This window comes from Sulfitobacter sp. HI0129, from assembly GCF_001635395.1.
In the GTDB taxonomy this organism is placed as follows: domain Bacteria; phylum Pseudomonadota; class Alphaproteobacteria; order Rhodobacterales; family Rhodobacteraceae; genus Sulfitobacter.
The window spans coordinates 1-369 of sequence record NZ_LWGH01001036.1 but is presented as its reverse complement, the minus strand read 5'-3'; the positions used below and the strand labels follow the sequence as shown (position 1 = coordinate 369).

Genomic DNA, 369 nt, shown 5'->3' with positions numbered 1-369 from the left:
GAAGGTCGGCGGGGATGTCCGCCAGCGAAGCAACGACAGGAAAAGGCGATCCCATCATGTCCGTGAGAACTTGGGCGATCTCCGGATCGGAAACTTCGGTATGGATGAAATGGATATCCGCGCCCTCGGAATATCCGAAAACTGGGGGAACCCGCGGGATATCCGACATATCCATGCCGCCCGACATGTCCATCATCGGCTTTGACTCCGCCCCGTCGGACATGGAGTCGGACATCGAACCGCTCTGCGCCAGCGCGGGCAGCGCGGCGAGGCCGAGCGTCAGGGCTACCGCAGTGCGGGTCGTAAATTTCGATAGGTTTTCGTACATGCTTTTTACCACGTGATACTGATTCTGCCTCCACCCTAACC

General features: G+C 58.5%; 1 protein-coding gene. It reads right to left on the bottom strand.

The features are described from left to right. Positions 1-328, bottom strand: a 328-nt coding sequence (locus A3764_RS22040; RefSeq protein WP_201722496.1) for a hypothetical protein, incomplete at its 3' end; no start/stop codon positions are given. Positions 329-369: the final 41 nt, after the last annotated feature.